This is a genomic window from Paraburkholderia sediminicola (genome assembly GCF_046027825.1).
In the GTDB taxonomy this organism is placed as follows: Bacteria; Pseudomonadota; Gammaproteobacteria; order Burkholderiales; family Burkholderiaceae; genus Paraburkholderia; species Paraburkholderia sediminicola_D.
The window spans coordinates 107,231-124,378 of the sequence record NZ_JAQQDU010000005.1 but is presented as its reverse complement, the minus strand read 5'-3'; the positions used below and the strand labels follow the sequence as shown (position 1 = coordinate 124,378).

Sequence of the window (17,148 nt, the reverse complement as noted above, 5' to 3'; positions counted from 1 at the left end):
TGTGAAGCCCTGAAGGCGAACGACACCATGCAAACCAATCTCAGCGACGCCGCCAAAACCCTGTCCCGCGCCGACGAAGCCGAACAGATCCTGCGCTCGTGCGTGCACTGCGGCTTCTGCAACGCGACCTGCCCGACCTATCAGTTGCTCGGCAACGAACTCGACGGCCCGCGCGGCCGTATCTATCTGATCAAACAGATGCTGGAAGGCGAACCGGTTACGCAGAAAACCCAGTTGCACCTCGATCGCTGCCTGACCTGCCGCAACTGTGAAACCACCTGTCCGTCGGGTGTCAACTACCATGCGCTGCTGGATATCGGCCGTGCCGAACTGGCGCGACGGATCGAGCGTCCTGCCTCGGAACGCCTGCTGCGCGAGGGTTTGCGCCGGGTGATCCCGAATCCGGCGGTGTTCGGCGCGCTGCTTAAGACCGGCCAGGCCATGCGACCGTTTCTTCCGGCCGCGCTTGGACGTAAAATCCCCAAGCGAAGCGCTCGGTCAAATGTTGGGATAAAACCCAGGCCGGCGTCGCGGCATCCGCGCAAAATGCTGATGCTGGAAGGCTGCGTGCAACCCGCGCTGTCGCCGAACACCAACGCGGCCGCCGCGCGCGTGCTGGACCGGCTGGGCATCAGCATCGTGAATGCCCGCCAGGCCGGCTGCTGCGGGGCGACCGATTATCATCTGAATGCGCAAGAGGCAGGCCTCGCGCGGGCACGACGCAATATCGACGCGTGGTGGGCCGCCATCGAGGCCGGCGCCGAAGCCATCGTGCAAACCGCGAGCGGTTGCGGTGCGTTCGTCAAGGAGTATGGGCATCTGCTGCGCCACGACCCTCGCTATGCGTCAAAAGCGCAGCGGGTCAGCGAGCTGGCGCGAGACCTCGTGGAGGTATTGGCTAACGAGCCACTCGGCCAGTTGCAGGCGAATCCTTTGCCGGCAAAGGTGCCCAATCAGGCGCGGCAGAAAATCGCGTTTCACTGCCCCTGCACGTTGCAGCATGCGCAGAAGCTGGGCGGCGCGGTCGAGTCGATCCTGCAACGGCTCGGTTTCGACCTCACCGCCGTGCCCGACGCGCATTTGTGCTGCGGATCGGCGGGCACGTATTCGATCACCCAGCCCGAGCTTGCGGAAAGATTACGGAGCAACAAGCTCGATGCACTGGAAAGCGGCAAGCCGGAGATGATCGTCACGGCCAACATTGGTTGCCAGACACATCTGGACGGCGCCGGGCGCACTCCGGTGCGCCACTGGATAGAACTTGTAGAAGCATCCCTACCATAATAGAACTTGTAGAAGCATCCCTACCATAACCGAAACAGGAAATTCATTATGCTGAGCAAACCCGTGTTGACCGTTGCCGAAACGACCCGGATCCTCGAAGCCGCCCGTGCGGAAGCTGAGAAGAACCAGTGGGCCGTTGCTATCGCGGTGGTCGACGATGGTGGCCACCAACTCGGCATGCTGCGTCTGGACGGCAGCGCGCCGGCCAGCGCGTACATCGCGACGGAAAAAGCCCGCACTTCGGCGATCGGCCGCCGCGAAACCAAGGTATACGAAGACATGATCAACAACGGCCGCACCGCATTCCTGAGCGCGCCGTTGCAAGGCACACTGGAAGGCGGCGTGCCGGTGATCGTCGACGGCCAGGTGGTCGGCGCGGTCGGCGTGTCGGGCGTCAAGTCAGATCAGGACGCACAGATCGCCCGCGCGGGTATTCAGGCAATCGCCGCTTAAGTTCGAGTTTCGTTAGAATTTCGTTCTGAATTCGCTCAAAGCGGCGGCACTAAAACAACGAAACACAACACGGACCGGTGCCCCCACATCGGTCCCATTCAAGGATGGAGCAGTCGATGACTCAGATGAACCAGCGCGGTGGACTGCAAGTCGCCGCCAACCTCGACCAGTTCGTCGAAACCGAAGCCCTGCCCGGCACCGGGATCGATAGCGCCGCATTCTGGTCAGGTTTCGACGCCCTCGTGCACGAGCTGGCGCCGAAAAACCGTGCGCTGCTGGCCGAGCGCGACCGCCTGCAAACCGAACTCGACACCTGGCATCGCGCCAATCCGGGTCCGGTGCGCGATTTGCGCGCGTACCGCACCTTCCTCGAAGGCATCGGCTACATCGTGCCGTCGCCGGCGAGCGTCAAAGCCACCACCGACAACGTCGACACCGAAATCGCCGAACAGGCCGGCCCGCAACTCGTGGTGCCGCTGTCGAATCAGCGCTATGCGCTGAACGCGGCGAACGCACGCTGGGGCAGCCTGTATGACGCCCTGTACGGCACCGATGCGATCCCCGAGACCAACGGCGCCGAAAAGCAGAAGGCCTTCAATCCGGTGCGCGGCGCCGCGGTGATCGCCTATGCCCGCAAGTTTCTCGATCAGGCCGCCCCGCTCGCGAACGGCTCGCACGTCGACGCCACGCTGTATAGCGTCGAAGGCGGCAAGCTCGTCGTCACGCTGAAGAGCGGCAAGACCGAACTGAAGACGCCGGCGCAGTTCATCGGCTATCAGGGCGACGCGAGCGCCGCGTCCGCCGTGCTGCTGAAGCACAACGGCCTGCACTTCGAAATCCAGATCGACTTGAACGATTCGATCGGCAAGACCGATTCGGCACACGTGAAAGACGTGCTGGTCGAAGCCGCGGTGAGCACGATCATCGACTGCGAAGACTCCGTTGCCGCTGTCGATGCCGACGACAAAGTCCAGCTCTATCGCAACTGGCTCGGCCTGATGAACGGCGATCTGGCGGAAGAAGTCACGAAGGGCGGCAAGACGTTCACGCGCCGTCTGAATGCCGATCGCGAGTACACCGGCGCGGACGGTAAACCGGTCAAGCTGCATGGCCGCTCGCTGCTGTTCATCCGTAACGTCGGTCACCTGATGACGAATCCGGCGGTGCAGACGAAAGACGGCCTGGAGATTCCGGAAGGCATTCTCGATGGCGTGATCACCGCGCTGTGCGCGCTGCACGACCGCAAGCACAAGCTGAATTCGCGCACCGGCTCGATCTACATCGTGAAGCCGAAAATGCACGGCCCGGCCGAAGTCGCATTCGCGAGCGAACTGTTCGCGCGCGTCGAAGACCTGCTGAAGCTGCCGCGCAACACGATCAAGATGGGCATCATGGACGAGGAGCGCCGCACCAGCGTCAACCTGCTCGCCTGTATCGACCAAGCGTCCGAGCGTGTCGCGTTCATCAACACCGGTTTCCTCGACCGCACCGGCGACGAAATGCACTCGGCGATGGAAGCCGGCCCGATGATGCGCAAGGGCGACATGAAGTCGAGCACGTGGATCACCGCCTACGAGCGCAGCAATGTGCTGGTCGGTCTGAGCGCGGGCCTGCGCGGCCGCTCGCAGATCGGCAAGGGCATGTGGGCCATGCCCGACCTGATGCACGCCATGCTCGAACAGAAGATCGCGCATCCGAAGGCCGGCGCGAACACCGCATGGGTGCCCTCGCCGACCGCCGCGACGCTGCACGCGCTGCACTATCACCAGGTCGACGTGCAAGCCGTTCAGCAGGAACTCGAACGCACCGACTACGCGAAGGTGCGCGACGAACTGCTCGACGGCCTGCTGACGATTCCGGTTGTCGCAGAGGCGAAGTGGAATGCGGACGAGATCCGCAGCGAAGTCGAGAACAACGCGCAAGGCATTCTCGGCTACGTGGTGCGCTGGATCGATCAGGGCGTGGGCTGCTCGAAGGTGCCGGACATTCACAACGTCGGCCTGATGGAAGACCGTGCAACGCTGCGCATTTCCAGCCAGCACATTGCGAACTGGCTGCATCACGGCGTGGTGACGCGTGAGCTGGTCGAAGAGACCTTCAAGCGCATGGCGAAGGTGGTCGACGAGCAGAATGCGGGCGATCCGCACTACACGCCGATGGCGCCGGGCTTCGACACGCTCGCGTTCAAGGCCGCGCAGGCGCTGGTATTCGAAGGACGCCAGCAGCCGAGCGGCTATACGGAACCGTTGCTGCATAAGTTCCGGCTGGAAGTGAAGAAGGGGCAGTAAAGGCTTTCTGGTTGTAGCTCGGGTCCAAGGCTTGATATTTGGACCCGGGTTTCAGCCGCGAACCAGGCTGGAGAGAAAGACGGGCGCCGCGTGATGCGGCGCCCGTTTTAATTTGCGCGGTCGTGCTGCGCGGTACTGTTGCGTGAACTTGATGCATCCAACCGCCGCATGAAGCGTTTGCGGCAGCCGCTTACCCTTACCTCTTACCCTTTGCTTCTTTAGCGTTGCCGCTTGCCCTTAAGCCGCTGCAGCCGTGTACTGCGCCGGCAGGTTCACCTGCATGTTGGCCTGCATATACGTCTGCAGATACGCTTCGAATTCCGCCTTCACTTCCGGATGACGCAGCGCGAACTCCACCGTCGCCTTCAGATAGCCCAGCTTGCTGCCGCAATCGAAGCGCGTGCCGAAGTAGCGATACGCCAGCACCTGCTCTTCGGTCAGCAGCGACTGCACCGCGTCGGTCAGTTGCAGCTCGCCACCCGCGCCTGGCTTGAGCGCGCGGATATGCTTGAAGATGGTCGGCATCAGCACGTAGCGGCCCACCACACCGAGGTTTGACGGCGCGTTATCCGGTGCCGGCTTTTCGACGATGCCCGACAGTTTGATCACATTGTCTTCCCATTCGCGGCCGTCCACGACGCCGTACGAGCGGCTGTCTTCACGCGCGATGGTTTCGACGCCGATCACCGAGCTGTGATAGTGATTGAAGGTGTCGACGAGCTGGCTCATCACTGGCTTCGAGCTGTGCAGCAAGTCGTCAGCCAGAATCACGGCGAACGGGCTTTCGCCTACCAGCTTCTCGGCACACAGCACTGCGTGGCCCAGACCGAGCGCTTCGGCCTGCCGCACGTAGAAGCAGTCGACATTGGCCGGCTTGATGCTGCGCACGAGGTCGAGCAACTTCTGCTTGTTGCGGGCTTCGAGTTCCGCTTCGATCTCATAGGATTTGTCGAAATGATCTTCGATAGCGCGCTTGCTGCGGCCCGTTACGAAGATCATCTCGGTGATGCCAGCGGCAATGGCTTCTTCAACCGCGTATTGGATCAACGGCTTGTCGACGACCGGCAGCATCTCCTTGGGGCTTGCTTTGGTAGCCGGCAGGAATCGTGTCCCGAGGCCCGCTACGGGAAACACGGCTTTGGTGACTTTCAGCATGGTAGGCATTCCCACATCGGTTAGAGATTAGTGTGTTCGCGGGCCTGGCGGCCACTCGATGTCGCCAAAAAGACTAACAAAAAATTAATCCGTTTCACGCGTGAATTTTCTCGATTCAAATAAACAAATCACTTCGATTTCGATATTCCTGATCGCAGCCTGCATCAGGAAACAATTACGTATTCAAATCGAATTATTTTCGGAAATTCCGAACATTTTACGTATCCGTCGACGTGGAGAGCGGGCGGCGCCCAGGCATGTCGGGACGCGAATCGCGGATGCGCTTAGGCGCACCACGGCACCGCTCATTCGTTCTCCTCAAGCTGGGGCAGCTTGCCCGGGCTGACGCGAAAACGACGGATCGGCTCGTTGCGCAGCGCCTCCCGATAGGCGGAGGCAGCGACAAGGATTAGCAGTACGGCAACGCCGGCGAGTAGATGCAGGTTCATGACTTCACCTCGGGTCAAGAGAATCCGTGCCTTAAATTAGCACAAAAAAACCGGCAAATAATTCGATGTAGCAAGTGCTTATACGTAATTACAATTCGTCACAAAATCGACTTTTAATTCGATTCTATACGCAATTTTTTATCGATTTTTTGACGCCGCGGTGCACTAGCATGTGATGCACCGCGGGCGCGCATGGTGTGCCCGGGAATAAGCTTTTTCCTTCTTCAGAATAAGGACCGCGCATGAGCGACTCAGCACTGGATGCCGCCGGCTCATCCCTGCCCCTCTCCCCGTCACGACCGGCCGCCGCGCCACGCGCGCAGCGCGACGTGCGTGCTGACAGCGCCGGCAAGGAGCATGTGATCGACGCCATGCGGGGCTTCGCCGCGCTTCTGGTCGCGTATTTTCATTGCCGCCAGGTCGAATGGGTCGGCATGCAGGCCTTTCACCAGAGCGTCGGCCATTCATTCAGTCTGAGTACGATTGCCGCCTGGCTGACGTTCCCGATTGCGTGGGGCTCGGCCGGTGTGCCGATATTCTTCGTGATCAGCGGCTACTGCATTCATCGCGGTGGCGCGCTGCGCCTCGCTAAAAATCCGGACTACCGGCTCGACACCGGCAATTTCTGGGTGCGCCGTTTCGCGCGCATTTATCCGGTGTTGCTCGCGGCGCTCGTGCTGACTTTTGCACTCGACTGGGTCAGCTTGCAGTTCCCGCCGGTCAATCACAAGATCCGCGAGATCGGCCTGCAGGCGTTCCTCGTCAACCTGTTTTCGCTGCAAGGCGTGGCTGGCAAGACCTTTGGGTCGAACGGCGCGCTCTGGACGCTATCGCTCGAAGTGCAGTTCTATGCGATCTACCCGTTGCTGTTCGCGCTGCGCCGACGTCTGGGCATGACTTCCGTGCTGGCGATCGTCGCCGTGGTCAATGTGGTGTCCGCCTATGTGCTCGAGCGCCACGATATCCAGTTCTTCACGTCCTATTGGTTTTCGTGGACGCTTGGCGCGTGGATCGCCGATGCGAGGACCCGTACCGCGCCGGATGCGCGCTCGTCGGTCTGGCTCTACGTGCTGGCCGCGGCGTTCATCGCGCTCGGCTGCGTGGCGTTCCATTTCGGCCAGTACGGTGCATTCCAGTTCTGGGCGGTTGGTTTCGCGTTCTACCTGTATAAGGCGCTGGAGCGCCGCAATGCGGACAAGGCCGACAGCCCTGGCGTGCGCTTCCTGTCACGCTTCGGCGACTTCAGCTTCTCGCTGTATCTGATCCATCTGCCGATCTTCGTGCTGCTGTCGTCGATCCTGTTCCGCTCGTCGCTGCAAATGTCGATCTGGCCGTCGTTCGGCTACATGCTGGTGGCCGTGCCGGTCGCTTACGTGTTCTACCGGCTGGTCGAATTGCCGGCGATGAAGTGGTCGGCGAGTTTTAAGCCAAAAGGTGCGGTGAAGCAGGCTTGATAGTAGCGATGCGGTAGAAGTCTCGGGGAAACACGACGTTCGGATCTGCAACAGGTTTCCCCTTTCGACAATACGAGCGGCACGCAACGTGCCGCCGGAGCGGCGTAGTACGGCCCGGTCGCATATCCCAGCCCCAGCCGTAGCACGATAAAAAAAACGGAGCGAAGGCCCTCAGGACTTTCGCTCCGCTGCGCTAACGACAGGAACCGGCCGAGTCCCTGCCTACCCCTGCGTTTAACTATCCACGCCAAGCATCCGCATCAATCGGCCCGCGCAAAGGCACCTTAACGCCCCGCCACGCGCTTCAGAATCCGCTCGACACCTTCGACATACGTTGCGGTCCCGAACCGGCTCAGCGCCGTCTGATACCCGTTCCTGACCAGCCTATTGCGCAGGTCGTCGTTCGAACGCAACTCGGCGAGCGTATCGGCGAGACCATGTGCGTCGGCGGGCGTACACAGCACGCCGTTCTCGTAGTCGTCGATGATCTCCAGCACACCGCCCGCGCGCGCGGCCACCACCGGCCGCTGCGCCAGCATCCCCTCGACGATCACGCGACCGAACGGCTCCGGCGTGATCGACGTATGGACAACCGCATCGACCGCGCACATGCAGGCCGGAATGTCGTGCTGGAAACCGAGGAAATGCACCCGTTCGCCGAGGTTGTGCGCGGCGACGAAGGCATGCAGTTCGATCTCGTACGCGTCCTCGCCGAACAGCGGCGCCCCCACAAGCACCGCATGCATGTGCGGATTGAGAACCATCGCTTCGAGCAGCACGTGCTGCCCCTTCCAGCGTGCGAGGCGGCTGAACGAGCCGACCAGGAACGCGTCCTGCGGAAGGTTCAGACGCCGGCGCAGCGTCGCTTGCCGGACCGTGCGCAACGCGTCGAACGGTCCCGCGGAAATGCCGTTGAACACCACGTCGATACGCTTTTCGTCGAAGTGCGTCAGGTCCGCGAAGGCGCGAGCGGACGCCGCCGAATTGGCAATCACGTGCGAGAGGCCGAGGCGTGCGCACCACTTGATGATCGCCAGTTGCTTGCCGCCGAAATGCTCCGGGCTCACGATATCGCGCAGATGCCAGACCACCGGCCGCCTCGCGAGCTTGCCGGCAATCGCGCCAATCACCATCGCGCGCTGTGTGTTCGCGTAGATCACCTCAGCGTTGCGCGCGTGTTTCGCGGTGGCGCGCACGAGCGAGATCAAACCCTTCAGCGCGTGGCCCTTTGGCAACGAGCCGCCCTGCTTGCGGACATGGCGCAAAGCGCCGGCGTCCAGCACGTTGACAGTCACGCCGGCCTTAGCCAAGGCGGTGCGAAACGGCCCGTCGTCGAACAGCACGACTTCGATGCGCGTGCGCAAAGCTTTAACGATTTCCAGCAGCGATAACTCCGCGCCACCGAGCACGCCGCTCTGATCGACCGCGAGGATACGAGGCGTGCTGGCCGCCGCGTTTGCTTTATAGGGGACGTACGGCGGCAGCGTCGCCGAGCGCAATGCCGGCACTGAAGCCCGCACATGAGCGAAGAAGCGTTCGCGGAAATGGGCGGCGGAGAATTGCTCGGCGTTCGCGCGGCAATCCACCGGCGAAATGCGCTTCACGTGGTCGTCGAAACGCTCGACCGCCGCAATGATCGACTCGGCGTTCTGCTCGTCGAAGAACATGCCCGTGGGCCGCGTCTCCGACAGATCACGCACGGTTTCGAGCGCCCCGCCCTTGCCGTAGGCGATCACCGGCGTGCCACACGCCTGCGCTTCGACCACTGAAATGCCGAAGTCTTCTTCCGCGGCGAACACGAACGCTTTCGCGCGGCTCATCTTCTCCTTGAGCACCTTGAACGGCTGGTAGCCCATGATCTCCACATTGGGCCCCGCCTTGGCGCGGATCTTCTGCATGTCGGGGCCGTCGCCGATCACCACCAGCTTGCGTTCGGGCATGCGCGCGAACGCTTCGACGATCAGATCGATCTTCTTGTACGCCACCATCCGCGAGGCGGTCAGATAGAAATCCTCCTTGTCGGTGCACAGCGAAAACGCTTCGACATCGACGGGCGGAAAAATCACCTGTGCCTCGCGTTGATACACCTTCTTGATCCGCCGCGCGATAAAGTCGGAGTTCGCGACAAAGCCGTCCACCGAATTCGATGTGCGGATATCCCAGTTGCGGATGTAGTGAAGAATCAGGCGCGCCATCGCCGACTTAGGCCCGGCGGTCAGCTTCGACTGCTGCAAGTACTGGTGCTGCAGATCCCACGCATAGCGGATCGGTGAATGCACGTAGCTGATATGCACCTGATCGGGGCCAGTCAGAATGCCTTTCGCCACCGCGTGACTGCTGGAAATCACCACGTCATAGGCCGACACGTCGAGCTGCTCGATCGCGAGCGGCATCAACGGCAGATACGTGCGGTATTTGGTCCGTGCGAGCGGCAGTTTCTGGATGAACGAGGTCGTGACGGGCTTGCCGCGCAGAAAGCTGCGGTCGTCGAGAAAATCGACGAGGCTGAACAGGTCCGCATCCGGAAAGCACGCGACGATCTGTTCGAGCACCTTCTCCGCGCCCGCATAGGTGACGAGCCAGTCGTGCACGATCGCGACACGCACTGTCTTATCGCCGCGCAACGCCGTGCGGCGCGACGGCGCCTGAACGCCGGGAACGGTGGTCAGTTCAGCCAGGGCGCTGCGCGTCGTACGTTGCAGCACGGCTTCTTCAAGGACTTCGTGGTTCATGCGCTTTTCCTCGGATTCAGTCGCAACAGCAGTGAACGCGCAAGATCGCGCAAAGCAGGTGTCATCGTGATCGACCAGGCGACGTTCGCGCCGACCATCAACAGGCCGGCGACGATCGCCACAGCGAGACTCGGCAGGAAGCTGGCAAGCCACAGGCTGGCCAGCAGGAAAGCGAGGTGGGCAAGCATGTCGAGCGCGATCTGGCGTGCGCGGATCGCCGACAGGCGCAGCAGCACGGCGTAATCGAACAGTGCCCGGCCGGCCACGGCCACGGCCGCGCCGGTCAACCCGAAATGGGTGATGCCGAGCCACAATGCCCCTGCAAACAAGGGCAATTCGAACAAACCGACCCGTGCGGCAGTGGCCGGGTTGACCTGCGACTGGATCAGAATCCGCGTGACGTTCGCCTGACCGACAAGCCACACGGCGACGATCATGATGCGGCCCACCGGCGCGGCCACGGTGGCGATCTCATTGCCGACCCACAGATGCAGAAATGGCTCGAGCACCAGCATCGCGACCAGCGCGACCGGGGTAAACACACCGTTAAGAAATTCGAGCGACTGCTGCGTGATGGTGTCCGCATCCGCGCGACCCACGGCAGACAGACGCGGAAACAGCGTGCGCACCAGTGCGGTCGGCACAATGTTCAAACGCGTCACGAGATTCTGCGGCACCGTGTAGTACGTGACGAAACGCGCGCCAAGACTGGTGCCGAGCATCACGCGGTCGAGCGATTCCGCGATCATGTTGGTCACGCTCGCAATCAACATCCAGCCGCCGAAGTTGAAGAGTCCTTTCGCCACGCCAAGTTGCGGCGGCAGGATGCTGCGAATCTCCAGCACCTTCAGCGCGGAACGGCCCAGCAGAATCGCGGCCAGAATGCGCGCGAATACCGCTGCAGCAAGCACGTTCTGCAACGTCGCCCCCATCCAGAATGCAGCGCCAAGCGGCAGCAACTGGAACAGAAAAGTGCCGATGGTCTGATTGGTGTTATAGACACCGAAGCGTTCCGCGCCGTTGATTGCCCCGGCGAACACCCACGAGACGTTGGCAATCGGAATGGCCACCGCGAGCCACGGCAGCGCCATATAGACCTCATGCTGCAACTCCGGCGATACCTTGGTGAAATACGCGGTGTACAGAAACGCGCCGAAATAGATGATCAGGCCGCCAACGATGCCGGTCGCGAGATTGAGCCATGTCGCGCTCCAGAACACGCGGGCGCTCTCGCCCTTGTCGCCCGAGGCGCGCGCCTTCGAGATGTGATTCTGCGCGGCCATGCTCATGCCGAGATCGAGAATCCCGAAGTAGCCGATCAAGGTCCACACGAGACTGATCACGCCGTAGCGCTCGACGCCGAGCAGCTTGATATACGACGGCACGGTCACAAGCGAGACGAACGTCGGCAATACCAGCCCGAAGAAGTTGATCGCTACGTTCTTGAGAATGCCTTTATCCATCGGATGCCTTGAGTTAAATCGGTGACCTGATGATTCATTCGGAAGCCGTCATGCAATGCGCCAGTTCCGTCACGTCACGGTTTCCAGCGATACATCATCACTTTCCCGCGCGCGTCTTCTTCGACGAACACGAGGTACTCGCCATTGCTGCGCTTCGCCGCGCTGATGCCGTTGGGCACATCGACCCAGCCCGACGCGCGGCCCACTTCCGGGCCCGGACGGATCACGCCGACTTCCTTTCCGCTGTCCTTGTCCCACACATGCACCGCGCCGACCGGCTCCACGCCGAAGATGTATTGCCCTTCGACCGTGAGTCCGATGATCGTGGCGATGGGTTTGGTCTGCGTGGTCCACGGCAGCGTGATCGAATAGCGCTGCACCGGATTGCCGCTCGACCATTTGTCGTAGCGCACCAGCACGCGGCCCACTTCCTTCCAGAAACCGCGGTCCACGGGTGTATCGGGCGTATAGCCGGTCACATACATCGTGTCGGTGTCGGGCTCGTAGATCGCGCGATGCAGCTCGGTGAACGGTTGCGGCACCGGGTATTGCGTGAGGTTCGAATACGAGTATATGGGGTTGCCTTTCGCATCGAGTCCGCCGAAACGGAAGCGGTAGATGCCCTTCGAATCGCGGGTGCGCCAGATGTCGCCGGCGCTATCGACCCACCAGCCCCAGCCGCCCGCGAGCTTCGTGCCGCTCGTGTTGAGCGTGAATTCGTCCGTGTTGAACTTGCCGTCGCCGTTCACATCGCGCCAGATCCAGTCGCCGCCTGGCGGCGCATTCGGCACCTTGGCGACGGCGCGCTCACGCCCGGCGATGAATCCCGAAGGAATCGCCACTTCGCCGTCGTGCTGCGGGTCGAAGCGATAGATCTTCAGGTGGTCCGCGTACATGTCGGTCAGGTACAGGAACGTGTGACCCTTGAGCTTGCGAGCGATCGGCAGGCCGGGATATTGGTCAGTGTGAAAGACAGGGTCGTCGGGATACTTGAAGCGGTTCGACAGAAAGCCCGCGTATTTCCAGTCCTGACCGGCGGGCTTCGAGAGATCGAGTTCGAAGCGTTTGTTGCCGGTGTAGACGCTATCCGGACGTGACGGATCGATCCATGCCCCGTCGACGAACAACAAACCCTGCACCTGCCAGTTCTGTTTGCCGTCAGGCGCGTAGCTTTCGAGCGTGGCGCCGAGGCCCGCGCCGATCGGGTCGTAGCGCGGGCCGATGCCGTTAGTCGACACATAGACGTTGCCGCGCGCGTCCACGCCCACGCCGGTCAAACCGTTGAAGCGCTGCGGTCCTGGCTTGCCGGGCGTGCCGCTGAAAATGCCACCGCGTTCGCCAAGCGAGCCCGACTCCGTATAACGACCGTTGCTCTTGCTGAAGAACAGCACCTGCTGACGCGGGCCGTTGTCAGCGATCAGAACACGGCCTTGTGCATCGATAGCAATATCGACCGCAACCGTATCGGCGAGCAACGTGAACGTTTCGTCGATACGCTTGCCCGCGGCGGTGTAGTGCTCCACATGCAGTGCCTTGTCGTTGCGCGTGCCGCTCAACACCCAGAGCGTGCCGTCGGGGGCAAGCGCCATGCGGCCCGGTTCGTGCACCGTCCACGCGGTTCTCTGCTGCATCGATTCCGCGTCATAGACCTCGATGCGGTCGCGTGCGGTGTTCGCCGCATAAAGCGTGGTGTCGTTCGCAGCTAGTCCGCCGATCTCAGCACTCGTGCCCGTCGGCACTTCGTTCATCATCAGAAAGCCGGCTGCCAGTTGTGCATGCGGGTCGGCGTTTTTCGCGGCTGGCTGGAAAGGCGCGGCGCGCTTCGGATCGGCGATTTGCCTGCGTGAAATACCGAACCATTGCTTGCCTTTGTCCGGCCAAACGCCCTGCTCGACCAGGTGCCCCTTCTCGTTGCCAACCGCGATCGCCAGGAAGGCGTACTTGCGATTCAGCGCGACTGCGCTGCCGCCGCTGTTGCCCCAGCCATGCGTGCCACCCGCGAAGCCCAGCATCTTGCCGTTCTGGTAGACGCTCGCTTCGGCACCGCTTTCATCCCACGGCGCGTTCGTATAGACCTTGCCGTCGGGCGCGACCGCAATCGCGGTGATGTTGATCTGTGTCCACGTGCCGTCGCCGAAACCGAAGGTGTTGCCAATCCAGGAGTTTTTCGCGTTCAACACGGTTTCCGCGGATGCTGTGACGCTGACCGATGCCGCCGTCATACCGGCAGCACAGGCAAGGACAGCAATCCAGGTTTTGAACGTGAAACGGGCCAAAGTAATTCCTCCAATCAGGGCCGTGCCGCGATCAGGCAGATCGCCCGCGCGGGTGCAAAATTCAATGAAGTGACGGCAGAGACCGCTAGAAGCGACGTAAGAACGTGAGACTGATTGACGCAAGACACGACGTATAAGACGAGGCTTCGGGACCAGGCTCACCGCAGAGCCGTTACCCAAACGCGAACACTGAGCGGGTGACGCACGCGCCTTCCCTGACCGCCCTGATCCGCACGGCTCACATTACGTGGAAAAAACGCCACGACGAAAATCGAAAATAATTCAAAAATATTCGTCGCTTTAAGCGTGACGAAAGAAATCGATTTAAAAATAGATTAAATAAAAATGGCAGTGGATGCCCGCGTCCGGCAACGCCATGGCGCCCATCTTTACCGATGCAGCCTGATGTCGTCCGCACTTCTTACGCATTGCGACAATTTCAGGACACAAGCATAAAAATCTATTTCTAATGGATAACGAAACACCCTGTTGCAATCTGATTCATTTATCCATTTCATTCCCGTTTTTTCATCAATTTATTTTCCCTAGAATCGATTGCACTTCCGTTGCGACGCGAAGCGAGCGCGCTCCTGCCTTCCTCTTAAGCCCTGTGCTTGACTTGAGAAGTCTCACGCGTTCCTTCGCCCGGCCCATCCGCTTCACACCATGGACGGTTCATGACTGCTAGCGCACTGCCTTTAGCGCCCTCTCACTCTCGCCGCATCGTGCAGCTCGACGGCTTGCGCGCCATCGCCGTGCTTGCGGTGTTCGCGCAGCACGCCTTGAAGGCGCCGCTGTGGATGGGTGTCGATCTGTTTTTTGTTCTGAGTGGCTTTCTGATCACCGGCATCCTGCTCGAACGCAAGGCGCGTCAGCAGTCCTATTTCGGCTACTTCTATGCACGCCGGGCGCGGCGCATCCTGCCGCCTTATCTGCTGCTGATGGTCGTGTCGTCGATTCTGTTTGGCTTCGGTTGGGCGCAGCACTGGCAGTGGTACGCGTTTTTCGCGACCAATATCGGCGACGCGCTCAATCAAAGCGGCCACGACAGTCTGAATGTGCTGTGGTCGCTGGCGGTCGAAGAGCAGTTCTATATTTTCTGGCCGTTCGTGATCCTGTTGCTGCCCGAGCGCGTGCTCGGCTACGTGGCCGCCGCGTCGATCGTGCTCGTGCCGGTGCTGCGCGCGATCGCCACGCCGTGGTTCGATTCGTTCTGGCCCATTTATTACCTGACGCCGTTCCGCATGGACCTGTTGGCGGCCGGCGCGCTGCTCGCGGTCGCCGTACGGCGCGATCGCCATGCACTCGAGCCGTTCAAGGGCCTCGCCGTGCTCGGGTTTTTCGCCGCGCTCGCCGTGCTTGCGTGGCTGCATCTGCACTACCCGCGGTTTCGGGCGGCGAATACGCCGCTGTCGAACGCCGCGCTCTACAGCGTTTCGTTGGTGCTTTGTACTTCTGTCGTGGTCATCGCCCTGCAAAGCAAAGGCATCGTCAAGCGGCTGCTGTGCAACCCCGTGCTGGTCTATATCGGCACCATCAGCTACACGATCTATCTGATCCACCTGAGCGTGCTGTACAGGCTGTGGCCGCTGCATCTGAACCGCTATCTGACCGCGGCGCTCGCGCTCGCGATCACCCTCGCCTACGCCAGCATCACGTGGTTCGCGTTCGAAAAGCGTTTGATCTCCGGCTCGGCAGGCAAATTCCATGCTCCGGCCGGCAGCGTTTCAGGGGGCGCGTCGCAAGCGCCGCAAAGCCGCGCATGAGGCGCCGCGCGTGGCTCGCCGCGAGCGTGTCGGCCGCTGTGTCGGTGCTGGTTTCGCTGACACCGGACGCGCATGCCGGCACTTCAGCAACGCAAGTGCTGGTGGAAGCCTATGGCGATTCGACCACGCTCGGTATTACATGCAGCAACGGCCACTGCGGCCCCCAGGCGCAAAACGCCGTGTCGTATCTGCAGGACGAATTGCAGGCCAGGCACGGTCAACGGGTACGCGTCACGAACTATGGCGTGGGCGGCACAACGGCCACCCAGTTGCGCGATGGCACGGGCAACCGCCGCGCCGGCCCGACCGCCGGCCTGCCGTGGCAGGAACGGCTCGCCGCTTCGTCCGCGCAGATCGTGTTGATCAACTACGGCATCAACGAAGTGATGCAGAACCAGACGCCCGAACAGTTTTACGCGGCCGAAACAACGCTCGTGAAAACCGCCCGCGCGCTCGGCAAAGGACCGGTTCTGCAGACCTCGAACCCGATGCCCGACAACCACCTCAACGCGAGGCTAGCCGCGATGGTCGCGATGACGCGCCGCGTGGCCGCCGAGCAGCAGGTGCCGCTTGTCGATCAGTTCGCGTACGTCAGCAATCTGCCGGACTGGAAAACGTTGATGTCCGACGGCGCGCATCCCAAGCCGGGCTTGTACCGGCTCAAGGCCGAACAGGATTTTCAGGTCGTCGATCCGCTGGTGCGACGACTGCTGGACGGCACGCTTTGAAGCTCTTTTTCACGTGCACTTCTCTTTCTCTTTTACCAATATCGAAGGCAAGCTATGAGCCAACCACGCAAAGCGATCATCACCGGCGTATCCGGACAGGACGGCGCCTATCTGACCAAACTGCTGCTCGACAAGGGCTACCACGTGACCGGTACCTACCGGCGCACGAGTTCGGTCAACTTCTGGCGCATTCGTGAGCTCGGCGTGCTCGATCATCCGAATCTGCGTCTGGTCGAACACGATCTGACCGATCTGGGCTCGACGCTGCGCCTGCTCGAAGGCGCGCAGGCCGACGAGTTGTACAACCTCGCCGCGCAGAGTTTCGTGGGGGTCTCGTTCGACCAGCCCGTAACGACCGCCGAAGTCACCGGCATCGGCGCGTTGAACCTGCTCGAAGGCATCCGCATTCTGAATCCGAAGACCCGCTACTACCAGGCGTCGACCTCGGAAATGTTCGGTCTCGTGCAGGCGGTGCCGCAACGCGAGGACACGCCTTTCTATCCGCGCAGCCCGTATGGCGTGGCCAAACTGTTCGCGCACTGGTCGACCATCAACTATCGCGAGTCATACAACCTGTTCGCCAGCAGCGGCATTCTGTTCAATCACGAATCGCCGCTGCGTGGCCGCGAATTCGTCACCCGCAAGATCACGGACACGGTCGCGAAGATCAAGCTCGGCAAACAGGACGCGCTGGAACTCGGCAACCTGAGCGCCAAGCGCGACTGGGGCTTCGCGCTGGAATACGTGGAAGGCATGTGGCGCATGCTGCAAGCCGATGAACCCGACACCTTCGTGCTCGCCACCGGCCGCACCGAGACGGTCCGCGACTTCGTGCGCATGGCGTTTGCCGCGGCGGGTTATCAGCTCGAATGGTCGGGCAAGGAAGAGCGTGAGACCGGCATCGACGTCGCCACCGGCAAGACACTGGTGCGCGTGAATCCGAAGTTCTACCGCCCGGCGGAAGTGGACCTGCTGATCGGCTGCGCGGACAAGGCGCGCGAAAAACTCGGCTGGAAACCGGAAACCACCCTCGAACAACTGTGCCACATGATGGTTCATGCGGATCTTGGCCGCAATGAGCATCACGAGACGTTCTGATG

At 61.5% G+C, this 17,148-nt stretch carries 12 protein-coding genes; 7 read left to right on the top strand and 5 right to left on the bottom strand.

Annotated features, from left to right (window positions below):
* Window positions 1-27 precede the first annotated feature (27 nt).
* The 3 genes from glcF to PQQ96_RS04425 all read left to right on the top strand — a co-directional run bounded on the left by glcF (window position 28) and on the right by PQQ96_RS04425 (window position 4,025).
* Window positions 28-1,284, top strand: a complete 1,257-nt coding sequence (gene glcF / locus PQQ96_RS04435) for a glycolate oxidase subunit GlcF (protein ID WP_408289268.1) — start codon at window positions 28-30, stop codon at window positions 1,282-1,284.
* 48 nt (window positions 1,285-1,332) lie between these two features.
* Window positions 1,333-1,737 carry a heme-binding protein gene (locus PQQ96_RS04430; RefSeq protein WP_408289265.1) on the top strand — a complete coding sequence of 135 codons (405 nt, stop codon included), beginning with the start codon at window positions 1,333-1,335 and terminating at the stop codon, window positions 1,735-1,737.
* Between the two features lie 116 nt (window positions 1,738-1,853).
* On the top strand, window positions 1,854-4,025 hold the full coding sequence (locus PQQ96_RS04425; RefSeq protein ID WP_408289263.1) for a malate synthase G: 2,172 nt from the start codon (window positions 1,854-1,856) through the stop codon (window positions 4,023-4,025).
* Window positions 4,026-4,262: 237 nt separating this feature from the next.
* On the opposite strand, the gene galU is transcribed toward PQQ96_RS04425, so the two are convergent.
* Complete coding sequence (gene galU / locus PQQ96_RS04420; protein WP_408289260.1) at window positions 4,263-5,180, bottom strand: UTP--glucose-1-phosphate uridylyltransferase GalU; 918 nt, start codon at window positions 5,178-5,180, stop codon at window positions 4,263-4,265.
* A gap of 305 nt (window positions 5,181-5,485) precedes the next feature.
* Entirely contained in the window at window positions 5,486-5,629 is a 144-nt protein-coding gene (locus PQQ96_RS04415) for a hypothetical protein (protein WP_408289257.1), read from the bottom strand.
* 242 nt (window positions 5,630-5,871) lie between these two features.
* On the opposite strand from PQQ96_RS04415, the gene PQQ96_RS04410 reads away from it, so the two are divergent.
* Window positions 5,872-7,083 carry an acyltransferase family protein gene (locus PQQ96_RS04410; protein WP_408289255.1) on the top strand — a complete coding sequence of 404 codons (1,212 nt, stop codon included), beginning with the start codon at window positions 5,872-5,874 and terminating at the stop codon, window positions 7,081-7,083.
* A 284-nt stretch (window positions 7,084-7,367) separates the two neighbouring features.
* Here the strand turns inward: PQQ96_RS04410 and PQQ96_RS04405 are convergent, their stop codons facing one another.
* The 3 genes from PQQ96_RS04405 to PQQ96_RS04395 all read right to left on the bottom strand — a co-directional run bounded on the left by PQQ96_RS04405 (window position 7,368) and on the right by PQQ96_RS04395 (window position 13,554).
* Window positions 7,368-9,815: a glycosyltransferase family 4 protein gene (locus PQQ96_RS04405; RefSeq protein ID WP_408289252.1), complete on the bottom strand. Its 2,448-nt coding sequence runs from the start codon at window positions 9,813-9,815 to the stop codon at window positions 7,368-7,370.
* The gene (locus PQQ96_RS04400; RefSeq protein ID WP_408289249.1) at window positions 9,812-11,278 is read right to left on the bottom strand and encodes a flippase; all 1,467 of its coding nucleotides are present in this window, start codon (window positions 11,276-11,278) and stop codon (window positions 9,812-9,814) included. The genes PQQ96_RS04405 and PQQ96_RS04400 overlap by 4 nt, the downstream gene beginning before the upstream one ends.
* 74 nt (window positions 11,279-11,352) lie before the next feature.
* Window positions 11,353-13,554 (bottom strand): NHL repeat-containing protein, encoded by a 2,202-nt coding sequence (locus PQQ96_RS04395; RefSeq protein ID WP_408289246.1) that lies wholly within the window; start codon window positions 13,552-13,554, stop codon window positions 11,353-11,355.
* Window positions 13,555-14,231: 677 nt separating this feature from the next.
* Here PQQ96_RS04395 and PQQ96_RS04390 point away from each other — a divergent pair.
* From PQQ96_RS04390 to gmd, 3 genes are read left to right on the top strand one after another with little or no spacing between them, the layout of a single operon-like run.
* Window positions 14,232-15,320, top strand: coding sequence for an acyltransferase family protein (locus PQQ96_RS04390; RefSeq protein WP_408289243.1), 1,089 nt, complete (start codon window positions 14,232-14,234; stop codon window positions 15,318-15,320).
* On the top strand, window positions 15,317-16,048 hold the full coding sequence (locus tag PQQ96_RS04385) for an SGNH/GDSL hydrolase family protein (protein WP_408289241.1): 732 nt from the start codon (window positions 15,317-15,319) through the stop codon (window positions 16,046-16,048). The genes PQQ96_RS04390 and PQQ96_RS04385 overlap by 4 nt, the downstream gene beginning before the upstream one ends.
* A gap of 54 nt (window positions 16,049-16,102) precedes the next feature.
* A complete protein-coding gene (gene gmd / locus PQQ96_RS04380) occupies window positions 16,103-17,146 on the top strand; it encodes a GDP-mannose 4,6-dehydratase (RefSeq protein WP_408289238.1) in 1,044 nt (347 codons plus the stop codon).
* Window positions 17,147-17,148 lie beyond the last annotated feature (2 nt).

Coding starts and splice junctions, on each gene's coding strand:
- PQQ96_RS04405 (WP_408289252.1), bottom strand. CDS start 9,815: ATGAACCACGAAGTCCTTGAAGAAGCCGTGCTGCAACGTACGACGCGC.
- PQQ96_RS04390 (WP_408289243.1), top strand. CDS start 14,232: ATGACTGCTAGCGCACTGCCTTTAGCGCCCTCTCACTCTCGCCGCATC.
- PQQ96_RS04425 (WP_408289263.1), top strand. CDS start 1,854: ATGACTCAGATGAACCAGCGCGGTGGACTGCAAGTCGCCGCCAACCTC.
- PQQ96_RS04410 (WP_408289255.1), top strand. CDS start 5,872: ATGAGCGACTCAGCACTGGATGCCGCCGGCTCATCCCTGCCCCTCTCC.
- glcF (WP_408289268.1), top strand. CDS start 28: ATGCAAACCAATCTCAGCGACGCCGCCAAAACCCTGTCCCGCGCCGAC.
- PQQ96_RS04385 (WP_408289241.1), top strand. CDS start 15,317: ATGAGGCGCCGCGCGTGGCTCGCCGCGAGCGTGTCGGCCGCTGTGTCG.
- galU (WP_408289260.1), bottom strand. CDS start 5,180: ATGCTGAAAGTCACCAAAGCCGTGTTTCCCGTAGCGGGCCTCGGGACA.
- PQQ96_RS04400 (WP_408289249.1), bottom strand. CDS start 11,278: ATGGATAAAGGCATTCTCAAGAACGTAGCGATCAACTTCTTCGGGCTG.
- PQQ96_RS04430 (WP_408289265.1), top strand. CDS start 1,333: ATGCTGAGCAAACCCGTGTTGACCGTTGCCGAAACGACCCGGATCCTC.
- PQQ96_RS04415 (WP_408289257.1), bottom strand. CDS start 5,629: ATGAACCTGCATCTACTCGCCGGCGTTGCCGTACTGCTAATCCTTGTC.
- gmd (WP_408289238.1), top strand. CDS start 16,103: ATGAGCCAACCACGCAAAGCGATCATCACCGGCGTATCCGGACAGGAC.